This is a genomic window from Mesorhizobium shangrilense (assembly GCF_040537815.1).
Classification (GTDB): Bacteria; Pseudomonadota; Alphaproteobacteria; order Rhizobiales; family Rhizobiaceae; genus Mesorhizobium; species Mesorhizobium shangrilense.
In genome coordinates this window covers 4,448,545-4,468,050 of record NZ_JBEWSZ010000001.1, presented here as the reverse complement: position 1 = coordinate 4,468,050, position 19,506 = coordinate 4,448,545, and the positions used below count along the sequence as shown (strand labels likewise).

Below are 19,506 nucleotides of genomic sequence, written 5' to 3'. Positions count from 1 at the left end.
TTCTCCCCCATCCTCCAATTCAAGAGAGACAGACAATGACGAAACGTTCCGACATCGATTTCCTGCGCAACCAGTCCGGGCACAATCACACCGGCGACATCTGGAATGTCGCGGTCGACGAATATGCGCAAGGCTTCCTCAAGCGCCGCGACCTTCTGAAATACGGCGCACTGCTCGGTCTGACCGGCTTTGCCGCCTCGCAGGGGCTCTTCACATCAGGCGCACGTGCGGCGACCACAGGCGGCACGGTCCGCGTCGGGCTCGGCCAGCCGACTAAGGCGATCGATCCTGTCTCTGTCACCGATCCGGCCAGCATCGGCGTGATCAGCCAGGTCGGCGAATACCTCATCCTCGACGATCCGAAGGACGGGCTCGAGCCGAAGCTCGCCTTGTCGTGGGAAGCCGATGAGACGGCCAAGCGCTGGACGTTCAAGCTGCGGCCCGGGGTGAAATTCCACGATGGCCGCACTGTTACCGCCAAGGATGTGGTTGCGAGCTTCGAGCGGCTTGTCGACCCCGCCAGCGGCTCGTCGGCGCTGTCGGCCTACAAGGGCATCCTGTCCAAGGGCGGCGCCAAAGTCGTCGACGACGAGACCGTCGCCTTCGATCTCGATGGTCCAAACAGCAACTTCCCCTTCTATGTCTCCTCCGACGTCTACAACGCTGTCATCCTGCCGGCCGACTATGCCGGCGATTTCGAGAAGAATTTCAACGGCACCGGGCCGTTCAAGCTCGAATCCTTCCGTCCCAAGCAGGGCGCCAGCTTCGTGCGCAACACCGACTATTGGGGTGACAAGGCACTGCCCGACCGGGTCGAGATCAAGTTCTTCGATGACGAGCAGGCGCAGGTGCTGGCGCTGCAAGCCGGCCAGCTCGACGTCATCCCCAGCACGCCGCGCCTGGAATTGTCGATCGACGGCAACCCCAATTTCAAGCTCCTCAGCGTGCAGGCGAGCTCGCATGACCAGGTGCATCTCAGAACCGACCAGGCGCCATTCACCGACAAGCGCATCCGCCGCGCGCTGGCGCTCACCATCGATCGCGAGGCGGTGGTCAAGGGCCTGTTGAAAGGCCGCGCCATCGTCGGCAACGACACGCCATTCGCGCCGATCTTCCCCTCGGCCGACACGTCGGTGCCGCAGCGCAAGCAGGACATTGCTGAAGCCAAGCGCCTGCTTGCAGAGGCGGGCGTTCCCAACGGCTTCCAGGTGACGCTGACCACCGAACGGGCCTACGACATTCCCGACTACGCGGTGCTGATCCAGAACTTCGCCAAGAAAGCCGGCATCGACATCAAGCTCAACGTTCTGCCGCAGGATGCCTATTACGGCTCGGCCACGTTCGGCAGCTCGCCATGGCTGGATTCCAATCTCGGCATCACCGATTTCGGCCACCGCGGCACGCCCGACATCTTCCTCAATGCCACGCTGAAGAGCACGGGAGCCTGGAACGCGGCGCATTTCAACAACCCGGCCTATGACGCGCTGCTGCTCGACTACAGCAAGGCGCGCGACCTCCAGGCGCAGAGGGTTGCCGCCGGCAAGATCCAGACCCTGCTGCTCGACGAAACGCCGCTGATCATCGGCTATTTCTCGCAATACAGCCGCATCGTCAGCACGAAAGTCGAGGGCGTGCGTTTCACCGCCATTTCGCACCTGCTGCTCGACAGGGTGTCGTTCGTGTGAGCGCCACCCGCTCAATGGCGGTCGCCCGGCATTTGACGGCACGCGCAGGCTCGCTGCTGCTCACGCTGTGGCTGGTCAGCATCCTCGTCTTCTGGGCCGGGCAGGTTCTGCCCGGCGATGTCGGCCGCGTCATGCTCGGCCCGTTCGCGGATGCGCAGGCCGTTGCCGAGTTGAACAAGCGGCTGGGGGCGGATCAGCCCGTCCTCGTCCAGTATTGGCACTGGTTCAGCAAGGCGATTGCCGGTGATTTCGGGGATAGCCTGGCGATGCGCGCGCCTGTCGCGCCGTTCGTGCTCGAAAGCATGCGGAAGTCCGCCGCCCTTGCCGGCGTCATCCTGGTCTTCCTTGTCCCGCTGGGTGTCGGCGCGGGCGTGATTGCCGGTCTCAATGCCGGCCGCCTCGTCGATCGCCTGATCGTGCTGGCGGGCGTCTCCTTGGCCATTGTGCCGGATTTCGTGTCCGGCCTGCTGCTTCTGATTGTTTTCGGCCTGTGGCTGAGCTGGTTCCCGATCAATGGCGTCGCCCCGGACGGGGCCGGTTTCTGGACCAACGGCTACTACCTGATACTGCCGGCACTTCCCCTCGTGTTGAACCTTGCCGGCTACATAGCGCGGATGACGCGAGCCGGTGTGATCGAGGCGATGGCCGCCGACTACACGCGAACAGCCGTCCTGAAGGGGCTCGACCGCCGCGAGGTCGTCGTCAGGCACGTGCTGCGCAACGCGCTGACGCCGACGATCGCGGTGCTGGCGACCCAGAGCGGATTCCTGCTGGGCGGGCTTGTGGTGATCGAGGCGCTGTTCGGCATCCAGGGTCTTGGCAATCTGGTCCTGAATGCCGCCAAGGCGCGCGATTTCCCCATGCTTGAAGCGGGCGTCCTGGTGATGGCGGCGATTTTCGTGCTGTCGGCGGCTGTCGGCGATGTCCTGCAGGCGTTGCTCGATCCGCGACAGCGGCGCCGGGTGTCGCCATGATCGAGCTTGTGGGGTTTCCCGTGCCGCAAGGCGCCACATTCACAATGCAGGCTGACACCAGGATTCGCGCCGCATTTCAAAGACTGTCGCCGTCGGTCGTGATCGGGTCTCTGCTACTGCTGTTCTGGGTCGCATGCGCCCTGTTCGGCAATCTCTTCGTTCCCTTCGATCCCTATGCCGAAGACTTCCTCGCCATGCTGACGCCGCCCGACGCGATGCATTGGTTCGGAACCGACCAGCTCGGCCGCGACGTGTTGTCCAGGATCATCGTCGGCTCCCGCGACATCCTCGTGGTCGCACCGCTTGCGACATTGACCGGCGTCACCGCCGGCAGCCTGATCGGGCTTGTGCTCGGTTATTTCGGCGGTCTCGTCGACGCGGTGGGTGCCAGGCTGCTGGACTCGGTCATGGCGCTTCCCTTCATCGTCCTGGTCACCATGACGCTGGTGGCATTGGGACCATCCAACGCCACGGTCATCCTGGTGATAGGCATCGCCTATGCGCCGCTCGTCGCAAGAACCGTCCGGGCCGCCGTACGCGAGCAGCGTGAGCGCGAATATGTCAGCGCCGCCCGGCTCGCCGGCGAAGGCCCATTGGGCATCATGTTCCTGGAAATCCTGCCCAATGTGAGGGAAACCATCCTCATCGAGCTCGTCACCCGGCTGGGCTATGCGTTCTTCTCGATCGCCACATTGAGCTTTCTCGGCCTCGGCATCCAGCCTCCATCCGCGGATTGGGGACTGGCCATCGCCGAGGGCTACGGTTTCCTCACCGGCGGGAAATGGTGGATCGTCGTCTTCAATTCCGGAGCGATCATTTCGCTGGTCATGGCAACCAACCTCGTTGCCCAGGGCATAGGCGCTTTTGAAAGCAAGGACGGGTGAATTCGAGGCCGGCTCTATTGTTGGGCGGGCAGCGCAGCCAGGTGTCAGATATGTGAGCTGGTGGACGTGCCGGCCACGGTGCTGACCGAGTCCCGCTCCACCAGCGGGCATTCGAGCTTGGTGATCGGGTAGCGGCCACGTCCGGGAGGTGCCGGGACTTCCAACTGCTCGATCGCCCATTGTCCCATCGCCATATGCGGCAGGATCGACGTTGTCAGCGGCGGGAACAGATGGCGAGCGATTTCCTCGTCATCGTAGCCGATGACGGAAATGTCCTGCGGAATGTGCAGGCCGGCTTCCTTCAACGCCTCGTAGCAGCCGATCGCGGTGCGGTCGTTCTGGCAGAAGATCGCGGTCGGCCGGTCCTTGAGGGTCAGCAGCTTGACGGTCGCGGCATAGCCGGCACTGGCCGACCAGTCGCCCTCGACCACCAGTTCCGGGTCGAAGGGAATATCGGCGGTTGCCAGCGCGCGGCGATAGCCCTTGAGCCTGTCCTGCGCGGCCTGCATCCAGGGTTCGCCGGTGATGGTGCCGATGCGGCGGTGGCCATGGTTGATCAGATGCCGCGTGGAGCTCTGGCCGCCGGCGATCTCGCTGGGCACCACGGCGGGGAAGGCATAGTCGGCGGTGTAGCAGTTGAGCAGGATGACCGGGATGTCGAGGCCGTAAAGATAGTCCGGCGCTGATATTTCGCGGGTGAAGATGGTCATATAGATCAGCGCCGAAATGCCCCGCTTGGTCAACGCCTGTATCGCTCGCGGCTCCATGACGGAATCGCCCAGTGTCTGCGCCACCAGCAGCACATTGCCGGCATTCCATGAGGCCTGCCGCGCCCCTTCTATGGCAACCACGGCTTCGGGGCTGGTCGCCAGCTGGTCGACGGCGAAGCCGATCACCCCATCCAGTCCGTCGAATGCGGGAAGCGGCTTCTGCAGCGCCAAGAAGGCCGGCGGCGAATAGCCGAGCGTGCGCGCGGCCTCGATCACCCGTTCGCGGGTCTGCTGCGACAGCCTGATGCCTGGCGTGTTGTTGAGGACGAACGACACGGTTGCCTGCGAACAGCCGGCGGCCCTGGCGATGTCGGTCATGGTGACGCGACCCTTGGGCTTTGCCGGCACCTTGCGGCGCCTCGACGTGTCGGGATCGCCTGGATCCGTCGGTTCGCTCATGCCACTCCCCATCCCGTCTCAGTGTCTAGACAGCCGCCGTCGGCACCGCAAGGCCATCGGACACCGATTGCTTATAGTTCGGCGAGGTACAATAATAAATATTATCATCCATTAGAGGTCGAGATTCCAGCCTGAGTTAGGGGTCGTCAGCTGCGGCGCGGGACGGTTTCTGGTCAAATGCTCAGCTTTCGCCTGACCTCGGCGGTCGGGCCGACGCCTGACGTCGTTCAGCCTGACCGTTTGTTTGATGATCCCTCCGGTCAAAACTAATAACTATTTACTGATACCCGGAAGCCCTATAATGTCAAATCGTCAAGTCCGCTTCGGGTCGATCTGGATGCGACGAGCAGGCAGGCATGAAGCCCATTTCCGGTGGAGGATAGCCGACATGGCATCGTGTCTGCCAATCAAATGTCAGACAAATCAGATTATTTACGAGCGCCGCATGAGTCTGTAAGGTCAACATCGTGACTGGCTTCCGGGAGGAGGTCGAAGCCACATCGGCGAGTTCTGCTCAAGCGAATATCCAACGGGCGAAATGCCAAACGGGAGGTTGAACATGAAATCTGTCATTCGAAATGCGTCGGTCGCTGCTGCAGCCCTGCTGCTCGGCCTGTCGGCGACTGCAATCGCGCGCGCCGACGACAAGCCGACACTGGCCTTCGTCGTCAATGGCGCTTCCGATTTCTGGAAGGCCGCCGAAGCCGGCGTCAAGAAGGCGCAAGGCGAACTGCCGGGCTATACTCTGGAGCTCAAATATCCCGAGCAATCCTCGGTCGCGATCCAGCAGCGGCTGATGGACGATCTGGTGACGGCCGGCGTCAAGGGCATCATGGTCTCGGCCGTCGACCCCAAGACCTCCACCGACGGGCTCAACAAGATTGCCTCCGAAACGGCGCTGTTCACCACCGACAGCGACGCCCCGCAGACCAAGCGTGTCGCCTATATCGGCTCGTCCAATGTCGATGCCGGCAAGCAGGCGGCCGAGATCGCCAAGAAGGCAATGCCCAACGGCGGCAAGTGCCTCGGCTTCGTCGGCCTGCTCGGCGCCGACAACGCCAAGGAGCGCATCCAGGGCATGAAGGACGGTCTTGCCGGCACCAAGATCGAGCTCGTCGACGTTCGCGGCGACGACATCGATCAGGCCCGCGCCAAGAAGAATGTCGAGGATGCACTCGTCGCCAGCCCCGACGTCACCTGCATGGTCGGCTTCTACTCCTACAACACGCCGCGCATCTATGAAGCGCTGCGTGATGCCGGCAAGCTCGGCTCGATCACCGTCGTCGGCTTCGATGACGATCCGATCACGCTGGGCGGCGTCAAGGAAGGCACCATTGCGGCAACCGTCGTGCAGCAGCCCTTCGAATGGGCCTATCAGGGCATGAAACTGATGGCCGCCTATCTCAAGGGCGACAAGTCGGGCATCCCGGCCGGCAACCTCATCATCATCCCCACCAAGATCATCGGCAAGGATGACGTCGACGCCTATGCCGCCAATCTGAAGGCGATGGCTGGAAACTGAGACCACAAACAGTTCAGCCGGCTCAAGGTCGCCTTGAGCCGGCTGCTCGCATTGACGAACCCGGGCGGGTTCGTCAGTCTGCCTAAAGGCCACGACATGATCCCGAAAAGTGGGAACCGGTTTTCGGAAAAGATCATGCTCAGGAATTGGCCCGCCAACTGCTGTCAGGCATGATGAATTATACCGACACATCCATTGCCGCGACCACCCCGTTCCTCAGCCTCGAGAACGTGCGCAAGACCTATCCGGGCGTTGTCGCGCTGGACGGTTTTTCGATGGAGGTCAGGCCAGGCGAGGTCATCGGCCTGGTCGGTGAGAACGGCGCCGGCAAATCGACCTTGATGAAAATCCTCGGCGGCGTCACCACGCCGGACACCGGTACCATCACGGTCGACGGCGCAACTCACAAGGGCCTGACCGTCGAAGGTAGCCTGGGTTCCGGCATTGCCTTCGTTCACCAGGAACTCAACCTGTTCGAAAACCTCGATGTTGCCGCCAACATCTTCTTCGGCCGCGAGCCGTTGCGCGCCGGCCCGCTCAAGCTCGTCGACCGCGCAAAACTGCGCACCATGGTGGCGCCGCTGTTGAAGCGCGTCGGTGCCAATTTTTCGGCCGATACGCAGGTCGCCGACCTGTCGCTGGCCCAGCAGCAGATGGTCGAGATCGCCAAGGCGCTCTCGATCAAGGCAAGGCTGGTCATCCTCGACGAGCCGACCTCGAGCCTGCCGATCGCCGAAACCGACAAATTGCTCGACGTCATCAAGGCGCTGAAGGCCGACGGCATCAGCGTCATCTTCATTTCGCACCGCTTGCACGAGATCGAGCGTGTCGCCGACCGCGTCGTCGTGCTGCGCGACGGCATGCTTGCCGGCACGCTGCAAAAGCGCGACATCAACCACGACCAGATGGTCAAGCTGATGATCGGCCGCATGCTGAAGGAGCGCGAAAAGGCCTCCGAGGCCGCGCGCGCGCCCGGCGCCGTCGCTCTCTCGGCCAAGGCCATCCGCACCCCAGCCTATCCCGGCCGGCCGGTCGATCTCGACGTCAGGCACGGCGAAATCCTTGGCCTTGCCGGGCTCGTCGGCTCTGGCCGCACCGAACTGGCGCGGGTGTTCTTCGGCATCGATAGTGCCCTTGGCGGCGTAGTTGAGCTCGATGGCAAGCCGTTTGTGTTCGGTTCCGCGGCCGATGCCGTTGCGCACGGCATCTTCCTGGTGCCGGAGGACCGCAAGCTGACCGGCATCCTGCTCGATTTGTCGATCGCCCAGAATATTTCCCTGCCCAACCTGCCGGCGCATGCGCGGCGCACGCTGGTGTCGGCAAGCTCCGAGGCCGCCACGGCGGAGAAACAGAAAAGCAATCTCGGCATCAAGGCGCCGTCGGTGCAGACGCGCACCGGCACCCTGTCGGGTGGCAACCAGCAGAAAGTCGTGCTCGGCAAGTGGCTGGCCATGAACCCCAAGGTGATGATCCTCGACGAGCCGACGCGCGGCATCGACATCGGCGCCAAGGCGGAAATCTATGGGCTGATGCGCGCTCTGGCCGATGCCGGCGTCGCCGTGCTGATGATCTCCAGCGACATGGAAGAGGTGATCGGCGTGTCCGACCGCATCGCCGTCATGCATGAGGGGCAGATCTCCGGCATTCTCGACAAGGACCGGTTCAGCCAGGAAAACGTGCTGCTGCTGGCGGTGGGCAAGCAGCCGAAATAGTTTTGCAGGTTTCGCGCTGGCGCGAGCGCGCCCGGGCGGGCATTGGGGAGAAGACGATGACCAAGAAAGATCTCGGCCTGCTGATCCTGATCCTGGTGGTCGGTGCCATCGTGGCGATCATCAATCCGCGCTTCCTCTTGCCGATCAACCTGGCCAACACCTCGAACCTCATCGGTCTCTTCGGCATCCTGTCGATCGGCCAGGCCTTCGTCATCATCACCGGCGGCATTGAGCTGTCGGTCGGCTCGGTTGTCGCGTTGCTTGGAACCCTGTTCATCGACTTCATAGCCACGCGTGGCATGGGATGGCCGGTCGCCTTCGTGCTCATCCTGGTGCTCGGCGCCATCATCGGCATGGCGCATGGCTGGCTGATCACAAGGCTGAAATTGCAGCCCTTCGTCGTCACCCTGTGCGGTCTTCTGATCTATCGCGGCGTCGCCCGCTTCTACACCGCCGACGGCACCGCCGGCTTTGCCTTCGGCCAGAATTTCCCAGAGCTGGAATTCCTCACCGCCGGCCGCTCATATGGCGTGCCCAACAGCTTCATCGCGCTGATCGTCATCGCCATCGTCATGTGGGTGGTGCTGCACCGCTCGGTGTTCGGCCGCTACCTCTACGCCATCGGCAAGAATGAGGAGGCGGCGAAATATTCGGGCATCCGCACCGGTCGTGTCGTCATGGCGGCCTATGTCATCTGCGGCGTGCTGACGGCGCTGTCGGCGATCTATTTCGCCATGTACACGCGCTCGATTTCGCCGGCCAGCCACGGCCAGTTCTACGAGCTCTACGCCATCGCCGCCGCCGTGCTCGGCGGCTTCTCGCTGCGCGGCGGCGAGGGGTCATTGATCGGCGTGATCCTGGGCACAGTGCTGCTGCAGGAGCTCCAGAACCTCGTCAACCTGCTCGGCATTCCGTCCTCGCTCAATTTCGCAGTGATGGGCGGCGTCATCCTCATCGGCGTCCTGGTCGACCAGCAATGGGGCGTGTTCCGGGCCCGGCGGCTGATGGTCGATGCCGCCCGCAAGAACGTCGCCGGCGCGGCGGCGGAATAACGCCTTGGAACCACGCAACTGCTTGTCCGCGCTTTGAGATTATTATAATAGCATAACCCGGACTGGTCGGGGGCGGACGGGACATGCGCTGCGATTTGCGAGGCAAGGTGGCGTTGGTTACTGGAGCCGCGGGCGCAATAGGCAGTTCCATTGCCAAGCGCCTGTCCGACAATGGCGCCGCGGTGGTTGTCGCCGATATCGACAGCGAAGGCGCGGCGCGGGTCGCGGCAGGTTTGGGCAATGCGATGGCGTGTGCCGCCGACATCCGCAATGCAGCATCGGTGGACAGTGCGATCGCGGCCCTCATGGATCGCTACGGCCGGCTCGACATCCTCGTCAACAACGCCGGCGTCAACACGCTGGCGCATCGGGTCACCATCGACGAATTTCCACCGGACGAATGGGACCGTATCACCGGCATAGATCTCGACGGCCTCTACATCATGAGCCGCGCGGCGCTAGGGCCCATGCTCGCGGCCGGCAAGGGCGGGCGCATCGTCAACATCGCCTCGGTGGTCGGCCTTGCCGCCATGCGTCTGCAAAGCCCGTTCGTCGCCGCCAAGGCCGGCATCATCCACCTGACGCGATCGATGGCGATCGAACTCGGAGGGAAGGGCATCCTCACCAATGCGGTTGCGCCGGGCTCGGTGATGACGGCGCTGACCGCGAAACTGTTTTATGGCGATGACGGCAAGTTTGCCGGACGCACGCAGGAATTCCTCGCCCACGTGCCGCTCGGCCGGCCGGCCCAGCCGGAGGAGATCGCCGAGGCGGTGCTGTTCCTTGTCTCTCCCGCCGCCAGTTACGTCAACGGCCAGGTGCTGGCTGTCGATGGTGGCTGGACGGCGGGATACATGATGTGAGCGTTGACATGGAAATCGATCTCGCCGGTGCGACAATAGCCCTGGAAGGCGCAGGCAATCCGGTTGTCGAGGCGGCGCTCGCCGCCTTGCGCGCCAATGATGGCCGACTTGTCGAAGGGATGCAGGCGCGGTTCGCCGACATTCTGCTGATATCGTGCCCATTGCGTCCGGGAGCGACAGCGGAAAATCCCGGCACCTTCTATACGGCCGCACGCAGGGCTGCAGTCGCCATGACCGAGCGCGGCAGCGGCCGTATCATCTTCCTGCTCTCGGCGGCGGCCGGCATGCCGATGCGCCGGCATCCGCGCTTTTCCATGGAGAACGCCTCGATCCTCGCCGGCATGCGCACGCTGGCCATGGAGTTCGGCCCAAAGGTGCTGGTCAATGCCGTCGGCGTCGGCGCGGTCGAGGATGAGACCATGGTCTCCGGCGACAAGGCAATGCTCAGCCACACGCCGGTCGGGCGCGCGGGCAACATCGAGGAAGCGGTGGCAGCCGTGCTGTTCTTCTGCGACCCGCTCAACACCTACACCACCGGCCAGATGCTGGCCGTCGATGGCGGCTGGACGGCGGGCTACGGCCGCAACTTCTGATCGCTGTCGCCCAAGCCTGTGGATCGGCGGCAGCATGTGTTCGCTGCGCTGGTGCGGCACTGATCTCGATCGCGCAATAGCCGTCGACGTCGCTGGAAAGCATTTGTCGCAACCGCTATGAATGAGCACTTGTCGCGTGACCCGAAGGTTGCTGCCGGATCGCGCATTGGTGGAGCATGGTGATGACCGACGGGTCCGAGGATGGCGCGGACGAGAAGAAGCCGACGGCGCGGCTTGGCGTTCGCGAGATCGCCAAGCGCGTCGGCGTCGCGCCGATGACGGTCTCGCGTGTGCTCTCCAATCCCGACATGGTGTCGCCGGAAACACGCGCCAAGGTTCTGCAGGCGATCGAGCAGGCCGGCTTCGTGCCCAACCGGCTTGCGTCGAGCATGCGCGGCAATGGCCGCATGATCGGCACCGTTGTGCCGCCGCTGATCAATTCGGGCATCGCCGAGCAGGTGCAGGGCATGTCCGACGAATGCCATGAGAGCGGCTATTCGATGCTCCTGGCGCAGGGCGAATTCACGCAGGAGGCCGAGGAAAAGGCGATCCGAACCCTGCTCGGCTGGCGTCCTGTCGGCATGATCCTGCAGAGCTTCGTGCAAAGCGAAACGGCGCGCGCCTTGCTGACCAGCAGTGGCGCGCCAGTGGTCGAGATTTCCGAGATCAAGGGCCGCAAGCCGCTCGACATGGTCGTTGGCGTCTCCAACTTCGAGACCGCTTACGCCATGACCATGCATCTGGCGGCCAAGGGCTACAAGCGCATCGGCTTCGTCTCGACGCCGGTCCATGGCAATGACCGGCTGCAGCAGCGCCGCACCGGCTACAACGCCGCGCTGGCGGAACTCGGCTTCAAGAACCGTGGCGACATGGAAGTCGAGGTGCCGATCACAGCGCAGGGCGGCGCCGAGGCGCTGGTGACGTTGACCTCCCGCCACAAGGACATCGACGCCATCTTCTTTTCCAGCGACACGCTGGCCGTCGGCGCCGTGCAGGAGTGCCACCGGCGCGGCTGGGCGGTGCCCGGCAGGATCGCCATCGCCGGCTATGGCGACATCGATCTGGCCGCGCAATTGTTTCCGCCACTGACCACGGTGAAGGTCAATCGCTACGAGATGGGCCGCCGCGCCGTGCGGCAATTGCTGGCAAGGCTTGGTGGCGACACCAAGGTGCCGACCATCACCAGCCTCGGCTTCGAGATCGTCGACCGTGACAGCGCCTGATTTTCTTCCTTGTTGACCGAGGCTCCTCAGCTTCGTCATCCTAGGGTCTGCGCTGCGTCGCTTCGCTCCTTGCTACGCCCTAGGGTGACGAACGGACAGGAGGCTTGCTTGTCTAAGGGCCACGCTTCCCCGCTTCTTCCTGCCGCCCAAGGCGCTTCTCCCAACCCTCGGCATGGACGTTGAGATAGGCGTTGGGATCGTAGGGATGATCCTTGATCGCATCGATGTTGAGATCGATGCCGAGTCCCGGCGCATCCGGCAGCGACAGATGGCCGTTCTTCGGACTGACGGTCGGGTGCCACGTCACGAGATCGCGCGTCCACGGATCGTTGAAGGCGTCGAAATGCTCCTGGATGAGGAAGTTCGCCACCGCCGCCGCCAGTTGCAGGCACACCGCCGTCGCCACCGGTCCGCCGCTCTGGTGCGGAGCAATATGGCTGCCATGGGCAAGCGCCAGGTTGGCCACCTGAATCGACGGCGCGATACCGCCCAGCGACATCGGCTCGGGCTGGAAGATGTTGACGCCCCCGCCGGCGGCCAGCGCGTAGAACTGGCCGACCGTGTCGTACATCTCGCCCGTCGCCACCGGGATCGGCGAACGATGCGCCACTTCGTGCACGGTTTCCTGCCGGTCGCGCGAGGTCGGCTCCTCCCACCAATAGATGTCGAGATCGGCGAATTTTTGCGCCGCTTGAAGTGCCGCGATCTCGGTGAAGCGGGCATGCACGTCGATCAGGATCAGCGTGTTCTTCGGCAACTCATCGCGCAGTGTCCGGCAGATGGCGTAGGAGAGGTCCAGTTCCTCGCGCGAAATAAAACCTTGCGCGGTACCGAACGGGTCGAGCTTGAACGCCCTGAAGCCCTTGGCCAGCACCGCCTTGGCGGCTTCAAGAAAGGCTTCCGGCGTGCGCTCGGTACGGTACCAGCCATTGGCGTAGCCGAGCACGCTGTCGCGCACCTGGCCACCAAGCAGCTGGTGGATGGGAACGCCGAGGCTCTTGCCCAGAATATCCCAGCAGGCGACCTCGATCGCCGCGATGACCGTGCGGTGGATATGGCCGCCGTCGAGCGACACGCTGTCCAGCATGCGCTTGGCCAGAGCGTTGATGCGGCGCGGATCCTGGCCGATGGCGAGATGCTTGAGCTCATGTACACCGGCTTCGGTGGTCTTGATGAAGCCGTTGAGCGTTCCCTCGCCGATGCCGTGGATGCCGCTGTCGGTATGCACCCTGACGAACAGCCAGTTCTTCCAGCCGGCGCCGACGGCAAACGTCTCGATCTCGGTGATCTTCATGCGAAATCCTAACCCAGAGCGGCAATCCTGGCGATTATGGCCTCGGTCGTCAGGCCGTATTTCGCCTGCAAGGTCGGTACCGCGCCGCATTCGATATAGCGGTCCGGCAGGCCGATGCGCGTCACCTTTTTCGCAATGCCGGCGTCGAACAAGGTCTCGACCACAAGGCTTGCCAGCCCACCGACGACGACATGGTTTTCGGCCGTGACGATATGGCTACTGCCGGCCGCGAAGTCAGCCACCGTCTCGGTGTCGAACGGCTTTATGGTCGGCACATGCAGCACACCGGTGGAGATGCCACGCTTTTGCAAGGCGTCCGCCGCATCCAGCGCCCGCTCGGTCATGAGGCCGGTGGAGATGATGCCGACATCCCTGCCTTCCCGAAGGCGCCGCGCCTTGCCGATCTCGAATGTGTAGCCCGGCTCGAACACGACGGGCACGCTGCCGCGCAGCAGCCGCATATACACTGGCCCCTGATGCTCGGCGATGGCTTCGGTAGCGGCCTCGATCTCCGTCGCATCACAGGGGTCGATGATGGTCAGCCCGGGGATCATGCGCATCAGCGCCAGGTCCTCGATCGCCTGATGCGTCCCGCCATAGCCGGTGGTCAGGCCAGGCAAACCGGCGACGATCTTGACGTTGAGGCTGGAGTGGGCAAGCGCGATGGCGACGAAATCATAGGCGCGCCGCGTCGCGAACACCCCATAGGTGGTGGCGAACGGCACCTTGCCGGTGCGGGCCAGCCCGGCGGCGACGGCGACGAGGTTCTGTTCGGCCATGCCGACATTGAAGAAACGGTCGGGGAAGGCATCGCGGAAGGGGAGAATGTCGGTGTATTTGCCGAGGTCGGCGGTCAGACCGACAATGTCGGGGCGGCTCTGGCCAAGCCTGGCAAGCGCCCGGCCGAACGGCGCTTCCACGCTTTGCCGGCCACCAACAACCGCTTCGTCCTGGCCCATGGCCAGCGTGCGTCCGGCCTTGATCGCGGCGCCGCTCATGGCTGTGTTCCCACGCTTTTCTCGAACTCGGCGATGATGCCGTCCCATTGCGCCACGTCGATGCGGAAGAAGTGCGATTTCTCGCTGCTCTCGATGCGCGGCACGCCCTTGCCCGGCAGCGTGCGCAGCACGATCGCCTTCGGCTTGCCGTTGCGCTGGCGCGCATCGGTCAGCGCGCCGACCACGGCCTTCATGTCGTTGCCGTCGATCTCGGACGTTTCCCAGCCGAAGGCGCGCCATTTGCCGGCTACAGGTTCCATGTCGAGCACGACGGGCCCGTCGGCCTGGATGCCGTTGCAGTCGATCAGTGCCACCAGCCCGTCGAGTTTGAAATGGCTGGCCGACATCGCCGCTTCCCAGGTCGAGCCTTCCTGCATCTCGCCGTCGGACAGCTCGACGAAGACGCGCGCATCGGAGCGGTCGAGGCGCAAGCCCAGCGCCTGGCCGACGCCTTGCCCCAGGCCATGGCCGAGCGAGCCGCCGATCATCTCGACGCCGGGCGTGGTGTCGAGCGTCGACATTTCCAGCCGGCTGTTGTCGGCGCCGTAAGTGACCAGTTCCTCGATCGGAATGATGCCGGCCTCGGCCAGCGCCGCCCACAGCGCGATCGAGTAGTGGCCGGTCGACAGCAGGAAGCGGTCGCGGTCCGGCCAGTTTAGATTGTGCGGGTCGTAGCGCAATTCGTGGAAATAGAGCGCGGCCAGCGCATCGGCGATGCCGAGCCCCTGGCCGATATAGCCCTGGCCCTGGTCGCGCGCCATGGTCAGCATGTGGCGGCGCAACCGTGTCGCCTTGCGTTCGAGCGCGCCGATGTCGGCGGCGCCAGGAGGGGAGTTTCGCAGCATCGATCAGTCCTTGTCGAGCCCGCCCGACATGTTGAGCCGCTCGGCGGTCATGTATTTCGGGGCATCGAGGCAGAGCCAGACGACGGCTTCAGCAACTTCCGCGATCTCGGCGCGGCGGCCGAACGGGATGCGGCGGGTGCGTTCGTCGAGAAAGGCCTGCAGATCATTGCGGCCGCTGGCGCGCGCGAGGTCAACCTCGGTCGAGCGCTGCATCTCGGTGTCCATCATGCCCGGCGCCAGGCTGTTGACCTGCACGCCATAGGGCGCAAGCGCCACCGCCGCCGCTCGGGTTATGGAATCGACGCCGGCCTTGCTCGCCGTGTAGGCGGTGTAATCGGGCAGCGCCATGCGCGAACCCGGAGAGGTGATGTTGATGATGCGCCCCGAACGCTGGTCGCGCATCACGCGGCCCGCCGCCTTGCAGGCCATGGCAAGCGCGGTGACATTGAGCGCCAGCGTGCGCGTCCACGCCTTGTAGGTGGCCTCGAGGAACGGCTCGATCACGCCATAGCCGGCATTGTTGACGAGGACGTCGATGCCGCCCCAGCGCGCGACCACTTTTTCCACGGCCGCTTCCGGCGCGCCCTCCAAGGTGAAATCGCCGATGATGGTTTCGGCTTTCGCGCCGATTTCGTTGATTTGCCGGGCGGTCTCGGTCGCTCCCTCGCCATTGATGTCGGTAATGGCGACCGCACAGCCGCGCCGGGCCAACTGGATCGCCACCTCGCGGCCGAGGCCGCCCGCGGCTCCGGTGACCAATGCTCTCCTTGGCGTTGTGTTTTGATTTTCGGCTGGCAAGCGAGCACTCTCCCGGTGGTCATCTTGACGTGTTTGATACCGGTACCATAAATGGCTGTCAACGGGGATGTGCTATTGTCCGCTGGGCCACGGTCTGTCGGCATGGGGAGGAAAAATGAAGGTCGTTGCGCTCGAAACACTGCAGCTGGCGGAGTTCCCGTTCCTGTTCTGGCTGCGCATCCACACCGACGCCGGCCTCATCGGCACCGGTGAGACGTTCTGGGCGCCGGGGCCGGTCGCCTCCTACATCCACGACAATGTTGCCGCCTATCTTCTGGGCAAGGATCCGCGCGACATCGAGCTGCATGATCGGACGCTGGGCAACGTCTATGTCGGGGCGCGCGATTCCGGCGCCGAGATGCGCGGCAATTCCGCCGTCAACATCGCACTGTGGGATATCTATGGCCAGGCGCTCGGCGAGCCGGTGTGGCGGCTGCTCGGCGGACGCACCCACAAGGCCGTGCCGATCTACAACACCTGCGCCGGCTACAAGCATGTGCGCGCCACAAAGAGGAACGCCCTGTTCGAGCGCGGCGAGGACTGGTCGCTGAAATCGGGCGATTCGAACGAAGGCCCTTATGAGGATTTGCTGGCCTGGCGCTACAATGCCGGCGACCTCGCCAGGAGCCTGAAATCGGAAGGCATCGGCGCGATGAAGATATGGCCGTTCGACATCGCCGCCGAGGCGTCGAACGGCACCCGCATTTCACTTGCCGATCTCGACAAGGGGCTGGAGCCGTTCCAGAAGATTCGCGATGCCGTCGGTCGCGACATGGAAATCATGGTCGAGCTGCATGGGCTGTGGACCTTGCCGCCGGTGCTGCGCATCGCCGAGGCGTTGAAACCCTACGACGTCGCCTGGCTGGAGGAGCCGATCCGTTACAATGAACTCGACGCCATGGCCGAGCTTGCCCGCCACACCTCGATCCCCATCGCCGCCAGCGAGCGGCTGGCCTCGCGGCAAATGTTCAAGCAACTGATCGACAAGCGCGCGGCCAGCGTGATCATGATCGACCTCGCCTGGTGCGGGGGCTTGAGCGAAGCCCGCAAGATCGCCAACATGGCCGAGGCCAGCGAACTGCCGGTGACCCTGCACGACTGCACCGGGCCGATCGTCTATGCCGCCAGTTGCGCGCTGTCGGCCACCTTGCCGAACGTCAACTACCAGGAAGCGGTGCGCGCCTATTTCACCGGCTGGTACACCGAGATCGTCGCCGACATCCCGCCCGTCAGCAATGGCCATGTCACGCCGCTCGAAGGGGCGGGGCTTGGACTCAGCCTGCGGCCGGAGCTGTTCCAGCGGCCAGACGCCACGGTGCGCATCACCAAAATCTAGCGAAGCACCGGCTCGTTTTAGAGCCAGTAGACATTATGCTATTATAATCTATTATCGACCGAAGCGAGCGGCCAACAAGCTCGCCGCCGGTGCCGTCTGCCCCGGTGCGGATACGGACCAGGGAGGCCCCGGTGGCAATTTCAGCGGCGCGAGCGCGCGACGATTTCAAGAGCGCTCCAAACCTGCCCGACAAGCAGGTTCTGCTCGACCTGTTCGAGCGCATGGTGCTGTTGCGCCGTTTCGAAAGCATTGCCCAGATCGCCTGCCGCAAGGGCGAGACGCCCGGCTTCCTGCATCTCTATATCGGCGAAGAGGCGACAGGTGTCGGCGTCTGCGCGCATCTGCGCCGGACCGACTGGGTGACATCGACCCATCGCGGCCACGGCCATGCGCTGGCCAAGGGCGCAAATCCCGGGCGAGTGATGGCCGAACTGTTCGGCAAGGCCGACGGCATTTGCGGCGGCCGCGGCGGCACCATGCATCTCTACGACCGTTCTGTAGGCCTGTTCGGCACCAACGGCATCGTCGCGGCCGGCATCGGCCATGCCGTCGGCATCGGCATGAGCGCCCGCCAGCAAGGACGTGACGACATCGGCGTCGCCTTCTTCGGCGACGGCGCCGCCAATCATGGCGGCTTCCACGAAGCGCTCAACTTCGCCGCCGTGCAGCGGGCGCCGGCGGTGTTCGTCTGCGAGAACAATCTTTACGCCACCGCCACACCGCTCAAATCCATAACGCTCAACCCAGAAATCGCCACCAAGGCCGCGTCCTACGGCATGCCCGGTGTCGCGGTCGACGGCAACGACGTCTTCGCCGTCTGGCTGGCGATGAAGGAAGCGACCGAACGCGCCCGTTCAGGCAAGGGGCCGACGCTGATCGAGGCCAAGACCTATCGCACTGTCGGCCACCATGAGGGCGATCCCGTTATCGGCACCTACCGCACGCAGGAGGAGCTCGACGCCTGGATCAAGCGCGATCCCATCGACATGTTCCGCAAGAAGCTGATCGAGGATTACGGCATTGCCGATGCCGAGGAACTTGCCGCCATCGAGGCGCGGATCGAGAAGGTCGTCGAGCAAGCCCTGGCCTTTGCCCGCAATTCGCCCGAGCCTGACCCGGCAACGGTGCGCCTGCATGTCTTTGCCGATCCGATCAATCCACCGGCTGCCCTGCAGCCGCGTGCCATCGGCGAGACGCGCACGCAAGGCTGGCTCGAGGCGGTGCGCGACGGCATTGCCGAGGAGATGCGTGCCAATCCGGCGATCCTCTATTTCGGCGAGGGCACTGGCGAGCGTGGCGGCAGCTTTGCCCACACCAAGAGCCTCTGGCAGGAGTTCGGCGCCGAGCGCATGGTCGACACGCCGATCTCCGAACAGGGTTTTACGGCGGCTGCAGTCGGCGCCTCGGCGACCGGCGCGCGGACCGTCTCGGACCTGATGTTCGCCGACTTCGCTTTCGAGACCGCCGGGCAGATCTTCCTGCAGGCGGCCAAACTGCGCTACATGACCAGCGGCCTGATGAGCGCGCCGATGGTGGTGCGCGTCGGCGCCGGCGCGCTGCGCAGTTCCGGGCCGCACCACAGCGGCATCTACCATCCGGTCTTCGCCCATATGCCCGGCCTCATCGTCTGCGTGCCCTCGACGCCTGCTGACGCCAAAGGCCTGATGAAGACGGCGCTGCGGGCCGGCGACCCCGTCATCATGCTCGAACCCAAGGCGCTGTTCGCCTCAAAGGGCGAGGTACCGGTTGGCGAACATTATGTGCCGTTCGGCGTCGCGCGCATTGCCCGCGCTGGCACCGACATCACCATCGTTGCCGCCGGCCAGATGGTGCAGCGCACGCTGGAAGCGGCGGAGATGCTGGCCGCCGAAGGCATCGAGGTCGAGGTCATCGACCCCCGCACCATCATGCCGCTGGACATCGACACCATCGTCGCCAGTGTCCGCAAAACCCATCGCCTGCTCATCGTCGACGAAGCCTGGGCGATGTGCGGCCTGGGCGGCGAGATCGCCCAGGCGATCAACGAACTTGCCTTCGACGAGCTCGACGCCCCGCCCGGAAGGCTGCACACCGCGCCGACCTCGCATCCTTTCGCGCCGGTGCTGGAGCGCGCCATGCTGGTTGATGCGCCTCGCATCGCGCAGGGTGTTCGCGACGTCATCGCAGGGCGGCCGCCGGTACCGGATCACTGGTACACGGTCGGCTTGAAAAGTGCTGCGCCGGCTAAGTCGGCGCCTGCGCCGGCCAAACCGACGCCCTCGGCACCAGACGCTACCACTCCCGGTGCCAGTGACGACGAGCCGATAACAATGCCGTTCGGCGATCTCACCGTCAGCGAAGGCACCGTCGTCAAATGGCTGAAAGCGGTCGGCGACGCGGTCAAGCAGGGCGAACTGATCGCCGAGATCGAGACCGACAAAGCCGTGGTCGAGATCGAGGCGCCGATCAGCGGCACCCTTGTCAAGATCGACCAACCGGTCGGCGCCGTCGTGCCGATGGGCGGCCGGATCGGCGGCATCAAGAAATAACCCACCTTTCCACGTGAATCCGAAGGGCAA

General features: G+C 64.2%; 16 protein-coding genes. 11 read left to right on the top strand and 5 right to left on the bottom strand.

Annotation, left to right across the window (positions count from 1 at the left end; all coding sequences use genetic code 11):
- The first annotated feature begins 35 nt into the window (after positions 1–35).
- From ABVQ20_RS21585 to ABVQ20_RS21575, 3 genes are read left to right on the top strand one after another with little or no spacing between them, the layout of a single operon-like run.
- Positions 36–1,685, top strand: a complete 1,650-nt coding sequence (locus tag ABVQ20_RS21585; protein ID WP_354461496.1) for an ABC transporter substrate-binding protein — start codon at positions 36–38, stop codon at positions 1,683–1,685.
- 14 nt (positions 1,686–1,699) lie between these two features.
- Entirely contained in the window at positions 1,700–2,659 is a 960-nt protein-coding gene (locus ABVQ20_RS21580; RefSeq protein WP_354462244.1) for an ABC transporter permease, read from the top strand.
- Entirely contained in the window at positions 2,656–3,543 is an 888-nt protein-coding gene (locus ABVQ20_RS21575; RefSeq protein WP_354461495.1) for an ABC transporter permease, read from the top strand. Before ABVQ20_RS21580 ends, ABVQ20_RS21575 begins: the two co-directional genes overlap by 4 nt.
- Positions 3,544–3,587: 44 nt before the next feature.
- On the opposite strand, the gene ABVQ20_RS21570 is transcribed toward ABVQ20_RS21575, so the two are convergent.
- Positions 3,588–4,712 (bottom strand): LacI family DNA-binding transcriptional regulator, encoded by a 1,125-nt coding sequence (locus ABVQ20_RS21570; protein WP_354461494.1) that lies wholly within the window; start codon positions 4,710–4,712, stop codon positions 3,588–3,590.
- A gap of 559 nt (positions 4,713–5,271) precedes the next feature.
- Between ABVQ20_RS21570 and ABVQ20_RS21565 the strand changes: the two genes are divergently transcribed.
- The 6 genes from ABVQ20_RS21565 to ABVQ20_RS21540 all read left to right on the top strand — a co-directional run bounded on the left by ABVQ20_RS21565 (position 5,272) and on the right by ABVQ20_RS21540 (position 11,677).
- Positions 5,272–6,234 (top strand): sugar-binding protein, encoded by a 963-nt coding sequence (locus tag ABVQ20_RS21565; RefSeq protein WP_354461493.1) that lies wholly within the window; start codon positions 5,272–5,274, stop codon positions 6,232–6,234.
- A 173-nt stretch (positions 6,235–6,407) separates the two neighbouring features.
- A complete protein-coding gene (locus ABVQ20_RS21560) occupies positions 6,408–7,946 on the top strand; it encodes a sugar ABC transporter ATP-binding protein (protein WP_354462243.1) in 1,539 nt (512 codons plus the stop codon).
- Positions 7,947–8,002: 56 nt separating this feature from the next.
- Positions 8,003–8,998, top strand: coding sequence for an ABC transporter permease (locus ABVQ20_RS21555; protein ID WP_354461492.1), 996 nt, complete (start codon positions 8,003–8,005; stop codon positions 8,996–8,998).
- A gap of 83 nt (positions 8,999–9,081) precedes the next feature.
- Positions 9,082–9,861 carry an SDR family NAD(P)-dependent oxidoreductase gene (locus ABVQ20_RS21550; RefSeq protein WP_354461491.1) on the top strand — a complete coding sequence of 260 codons (780 nt, stop codon included), beginning with the start codon at positions 9,082–9,084 and terminating at the stop codon, positions 9,859–9,861.
- Positions 9,858–10,454 carry an SDR family NAD(P)-dependent oxidoreductase gene (locus tag ABVQ20_RS21545; protein ID WP_354461490.1) on the top strand — a complete coding sequence of 199 codons (597 nt, stop codon included), beginning with the start codon at positions 9,858–9,860 and terminating at the stop codon, positions 10,452–10,454. The genes ABVQ20_RS21550 and ABVQ20_RS21545 overlap by 4 nt, the downstream gene beginning before the upstream one ends.
- A gap of 182 nt (positions 10,455–10,636) precedes the next feature.
- Positions 10,637–11,677, top strand: coding sequence for a LacI family DNA-binding transcriptional regulator (locus tag ABVQ20_RS21540; protein WP_354461489.1), 1,041 nt, complete (start codon positions 10,637–10,639; stop codon positions 11,675–11,677).
- 112 nt (positions 11,678–11,789) lie between these two features.
- Here the strand turns inward: ABVQ20_RS21540 and ABVQ20_RS21535 are convergent, their stop codons facing one another.
- From ABVQ20_RS21535 to ABVQ20_RS21520, 4 genes are read right to left on the bottom strand one after another with little or no spacing between them, the layout of a single operon-like run.
- Positions 11,790–12,971 (bottom strand): mandelate racemase/muconate lactonizing enzyme family protein, encoded by a 1,182-nt coding sequence (locus tag ABVQ20_RS21535; protein WP_354461488.1) that lies wholly within the window; start codon positions 12,969–12,971, stop codon positions 11,790–11,792.
- Between the two features lie 8 nt (positions 12,972–12,979).
- Positions 12,980–13,969, bottom strand: a complete 990-nt coding sequence (locus ABVQ20_RS21530; RefSeq protein WP_354461487.1) for a transketolase family protein — start codon at positions 13,967–13,969, stop codon at positions 12,980–12,982.
- The gene (locus ABVQ20_RS21525) at positions 13,966–14,814 is read right to left on the bottom strand and encodes a transketolase (RefSeq protein WP_354461486.1); all 849 of its coding nucleotides are present in this window, start codon (positions 14,812–14,814) and stop codon (positions 13,966–13,968) included. The genes ABVQ20_RS21530 and ABVQ20_RS21525 overlap by 4 nt, the downstream gene beginning before the upstream one ends.
- 3 nt (positions 14,815–14,817) lie before the next feature.
- Positions 14,818–15,573 (bottom strand): SDR family NAD(P)-dependent oxidoreductase, encoded by a 756-nt coding sequence (locus ABVQ20_RS21520; RefSeq protein ID WP_354461485.1) that lies wholly within the window; start codon positions 15,571–15,573, stop codon positions 14,818–14,820.
- Positions 15,574–15,727: 154 nt separating this feature from the next.
- Between ABVQ20_RS21520 and ABVQ20_RS21515 the strand changes: the two genes are divergently transcribed.
- Together ABVQ20_RS21515 and ABVQ20_RS21510 are read left to right on the top strand one after the other, a co-directional pair.
- Positions 15,728–16,948, top strand: a complete 1,221-nt coding sequence (locus ABVQ20_RS21515) for a mandelate racemase/muconate lactonizing enzyme family protein (protein WP_354461484.1) — start codon at positions 15,728–15,730, stop codon at positions 16,946–16,948.
- Between the two features lie 131 nt (positions 16,949–17,079).
- Complete coding sequence (locus ABVQ20_RS21510; protein WP_354461483.1) at positions 17,080–19,476, top strand: thiamine pyrophosphate-dependent enzyme; 2,397 nt, start codon at positions 17,080–17,082, stop codon at positions 19,474–19,476.
- Positions 19,477–19,506 lie beyond the last annotated feature (30 nt).